Genomic DNA, 4542 nt, shown 5'->3' with positions numbered 1-4542 from the left:
AAATTAGGATTGCCCACTATCCTCCTTATACCTCCAAGTATAATCCCATTGAACATCGTTTTTTTCCTCATGTGACTCGTGCTTGTGAAGGTGTTGTATTTGACTCGGTTGAAACAGTTAAAACATTGATTTCTAGAACATCAACGTCAAAAGGACTAACAACAATTGTTCACATACTCGACAAAATATACGAGACAGGACGAAAATATGCCGCTGACTTCAAAGAAATAATGCCGATTGTATTTGATACACATTTACCAAAATGGAATTACCGGGCAATTCCTCAAGAATAATTAATATCGGGAAGTTGTTTCGTGCTTATTCCTTAGTCTTTTCTCTATTGACTTTAATTATCGCTTTAAAAGTATCACCGTCACGATCTTCAACAAATTCTATTTTGTTATAGGCTTCAAGAGCTCTACGAATACCACTTCCTAGCCCTCTATAGGGAAGTAATTTGGTGGCAAATGATGCAAGAATTGGGTTTCTAATATTTGAATTACCATTCTTTATATTTGCAATGGTTAAGTTATTGGGCAGATGCCCAGGACTGATGATTTCAATCCGATCACTAAAAATAAAAATTCGTACAGGGGCAGAAATAAAATAATCTCTGTGGATTAACGCATTTGCTACCAATTCTTCAAAAACAATTTTAGGTATTGCCAGTTCTCCAAGTGAGTTGACCCCTTGACCTTTCTGTACTCTTTTCACATTTCGTAAAATAAACCCTAATGTGTCATTGAAAACATTTTTTAATGTGCCTGATATATCCTGACTGTCAATATATTCGTCTTCATCAATATCATTATTTGGATAAGTAACACACTTTACAATAAATGCAGGCAAACGATGTTCTACATTTTTTCCAAAAAGCAAAGCCCCGGCAATATTTAATACTCCTTCTCTGCTTAAATTCAAGTTTTCTATAATTTTCTTTAGCGATAAATCTTGCTCATCCAGCCTTTCTTCATATTGTTTTTGGTAAAAGGCTGAGAAAATATTTTCATCAATGTCACTCACTGTCATCGCTGGAACAGGTATTTCATCACCATGCAACAACCCAGCACTTTGATACATTCTCTGTATTTCTTCTCTGGAAGTCGCCTTTCTCTTATCAGCACCACTTTTAACCCAGATAACACCATTTTTATCCATATAGGGCTTAGAAAATCCCTTGAGAACATGCACAATCATGACTAGATTACCCTCTAACAAAATATTTTCGGTAATTGGGTTTATCGGTGGTTTTATTTGTTGTGAAGCCGCATTAGATATAAGATTATTCAACCTTCCCATATCTTCACGGGTCAAGCCTGAGAGTGTGCCGTCATTGGACGCACCAATAATCAATAGTCCGCCTAAAGTATTACTAAACGCAACCATCTCTTGTGCCAATGAGGTTTCATTAGTCACATTGGCCTTAAACTGATGCTTGCTGTCTTCATCTCTGGCAATAATTTCTAAGAGTTCTGAGGTTTCCATAGCTGATAAATTTCTTTACGTTTGTTAAAAGCATCTTCACCGCCTTCCATAATATCGACAATCTCCTGCTGAATAACAGGTGAATCAACACTCCCACTTTCAATTTTCATAGTGTCATCAGCATAGCGACAAGCATGAATCTGCTCCGAGTCTCCCAGTACAGGAAAATTAGCATTGTGGGTAGCAAATATAAATTGCGTGTGTGGTTTTAATGTCTTCACCAGTTTTATAACATCCTCATAAATGGTTTGATTATCCAAATCATCTTCTGGCTGGTCAATAAATACCAAATCATTTTCTTTCTGGCTTAACACAAAAAGAATAAGAGCTGATGCTCTTTGCCCTAAAGAATGATGTTGCAATTCTTTATCACGATATTTGATAACAAATTTGTTGGGTACTTGCCAGCTTAACAGTTCTTTTAAATTGGCAAAGAAATATTGTTCAAAAGTATCAGCAGAGCCTGTTAGCTGAGATTTTACCTTATCAAAATTATTAAACACAGCAACAAAATTAGTATGATTATTAACCATAGTCTGAAGATTATTTTCCCGAACCCGACTGCCTTTAAAAATGGTTTTAAAAAATACTAAAAATTCAGTTTTATCTCCTTTGTACTCGCTGCTAATTTGTAGTGCTGTATGGTTTTCATTGATTTTTCTCAGCTCTATATCAATCAACTTAAATTCCTGATGCCATAACTCATTAAGGAATGACAGAGCTTTAACTAATCCATCTTTAATCACAGAACTTTTTAAACTCTCCTTTTGCAGAGAATCAAGTAGCTGTTTGCTTGTTTCTATGGTTTTTTGCAGTTTGGGAAATTCCTCTAAATTTAGCTGTTTACCCTGTTGCTTTAGATCAGCTTCCAGTTTTCTACGGATTTCTGCAAATTGATCAGATTGCTCTTTTTTAATATGGCTAAATTCGGCTTCTTTTTCTTTTAACTTTCCTAATTGCAGTCGAACCTTTCCAAGCTCCATTTTGATAGACTCAAAAGAATTTAACTCCGTCTGAAATAAGTCAAAAAATATCTTAAAAAATTCTTCATTTTGTTTTGAATGATATAAAAGATGATTTTTAAGCTCATCTTCATATTGATTAACCACTTCTGACAGCACATTTTCATAAAGATTAACACCAGTCAGAATGGCCTGTATTTTTCGATCATCTTTATTGAAGTCCGTCTGTTTTTGCAGTTTATCTTCTATGCCATTGCCTTTAAAAATCTTTAACCTAAATTCTGCATCCTGTTGTTTATCGGTATTTTCCTTAATTTTTTCATTAATACTGGCAAGGTTAGTCAGCTTATCGCACTGCTCGCATACAATGCGCTTTTGTTGTTCTATTTGTTGTCTAATATCACTTAACTTTTCTCCCATCAGCTTTTCGACTAAGTCTTTTTCAAAACCTTCACCCGTGATAGAAAGGTCTTTTTGACCAAAATAGATAGGCTTATGGATAATGGTTTCTCTGATGGCAATACCAGGCTTTAGCTCATCATTGATAAAGACTTCGGATTGTTCATTTAATATTCTGCTTAATCGGTATTCCTGCCCATGCTTATCCACTGCTTCAATCGTTGCTTTACCGCCACTGCCCAAGGTATTAACTACCAGACTGTCTTTGTATTTTTGGTCGGTGGTTTTGTCACCAAAAGGGATGTTCAGCAGATAACGGACTGCTTCTAATAGGGAAGACTTACCACTGCCACGAATACCAATTAGAGAGTTAAGTTCAGGTGAAAAATTAATCTGCTGACCATCCAATATACCGCCATCAAAAGAGATGCTTTTAATATAAGAATGTTGATATTTTTCAGGTTGCTTTTCTCGAACACGATTTGGATAATCAGTTAAGGAAAACTTTACTGCCTCAAAACTAAAATCACCGATTTTTAACCAAGTTTCACCATTTCTACTACCGATGTTATCAATCGACTTACAGTCCGAACCTTCTACTTCTGCCGGATACCAATTTTTAAGCAAACTTTTAACTTTACTACGTTTGTCATGGGTTCTGACTTTTTGAAAACCAAGTGTTCTCTGTCTAACAATGGTATAACGTTTTTCAGTAAAATCACTTAGCTTGCCCCCATCCATTTCTTTCCAAAGTCCGCTACATTGTTCTACATGTGCAAAAATAAGAAAATAATCCCGATTAACTTTTTCTAGCTCTTCCACTACCTGCAAAATATTTTTATCGCTTCTACCATTTTCTTGCTGATACTCATTTTCAGCCTTTCCAGTAAACATTGAGGAAATAAAAGATCCGATATAATCCTTACCGTTTTCCAGCCACTGATTTGAAAAGACAATAAGCGTATGAATGCCGTTTGCCCCATCATTTACAGATAATTCCACACCAGGAAGCAATAATATTTCTTCTTTTTGAGATTTTTTTCTAAGGTTTATAAATTCATCTTTACTAAATTTATTATGGTTAGTGATAACACCAATATTAATATCCTGCTCTTTGAGTTTGGCAACGTAGTTTTTTATAAAATTATTATCATCGGTGTATTTGAACTCTTTATCAGCCTTGGTATGCAAATGAAAATCTGCTTTTAACCACGTTGAGCCATTAACAAATAGCTTATATTTTTTTGTTTCTTGAGACATTAGATTATCTCCTTGTTTTTATCAGGCTCAAAGGCTTCTTTGATAACTGTTTGCATTAATTGTTTGGCGTGGTTTTCGCTTTGTTTGATTTCGGATTCTAAAGCGGTGCATTTTTGCATTAGTGAATCGACTTTTTGAACGATAGATTTTTGCTCTAAAAGTGTTGGCAATGGAATAACAGCCAGTTTTATATTACAACTTAGATAACCGCGCCCTGTGGGCGGGGGTAAAAAAAGCTTTGCGTAAAGGTCTGCTCAAGAGTATCAATTAGTTAAGTTGTTCCCGCAATTTAACTAGGAGAAACAAATGAGCAGATTCCAAAAATTATCACATGTGGTCTAGTTTTGCCAGTACCATATTGTCTTTGTGCCAAAGTATCGTTATAAAATTTTAAAAGGAGATCTTGGACGGTATGTTTATCAAAGCATTTATGCAC

4 protein-coding genes and 1 pseudogene are annotated in these 4542 nt (G+C 35.1%); 2 read left to right on the top strand and 3 right to left on the bottom strand.

Annotated features, from left to right (window positions below; all coding sequences use genetic code 11):
• Positions 1 to 293: ISAzo13-like element transposase-related protein (locus CDZ78_RS18550; protein ID WP_444979219.1), on the top strand; the 293-nt coding region annotated here is incomplete at its 5' end.
• A 25-nt stretch (positions 294 to 318) separates the two neighbouring features.
• Here the strand turns inward: CDZ78_RS18550 and CDZ78_RS18545 are convergent.
• Genes CDZ78_RS18545 through CDZ78_RS22370 form a run of 3 tightly spaced genes read right to left on the bottom strand, consistent with a single transcriptional unit; the run spans position 319 to position 4276 of the window.
• A complete protein-coding gene (locus CDZ78_RS18545) occupies positions 319 to 1485 on the bottom strand; it encodes an RNA-binding domain-containing protein (RefSeq protein ID WP_087871304.1) in 1167 nt (388 codons plus the stop codon).
• Entirely contained in the window at positions 1464 to 4106 is a 2643-nt protein-coding gene (locus CDZ78_RS18540; protein ID WP_087871303.1) for a TrlF family AAA-like ATPase, read from the bottom strand. Before CDZ78_RS18540 ends, CDZ78_RS18545 begins: the two co-directional genes overlap by 22 nt.
• Positions 4106 to 4276, bottom strand: coding sequence for a restriction endonuclease subunit S domain-containing protein (locus CDZ78_RS22370; protein ID WP_167374401.1), 171 nt, complete (start codon positions 4274 to 4276; stop codon positions 4106 to 4108). Before CDZ78_RS22370 ends, CDZ78_RS18540 begins: the two co-directional genes overlap by 1 nt.
• Positions 4277 to 4412: 136 nt before the next feature.
• On the opposite strand from CDZ78_RS22370, the pseudogene CDZ78_RS23395 reads away from it, so the two are divergent.
• Positions 4413 to 4542: pseudogene (locus CDZ78_RS23395) on the top strand (transposase); the annotation flags it as partial.

It is taken from the genome of Bathymodiolus platifrons methanotrophic gill symbiont (assembly GCF_002189065.1).
Taxonomy (GTDB): domain Bacteria; phylum Pseudomonadota; class Gammaproteobacteria; order Methylococcales; family Methylomonadaceae; genus Methyloprofundus.
The sequence above is the reverse complement of the archived record's forward strand: the minus strand, read 5'-3'. Positions and strand labels throughout refer to the sequence as shown.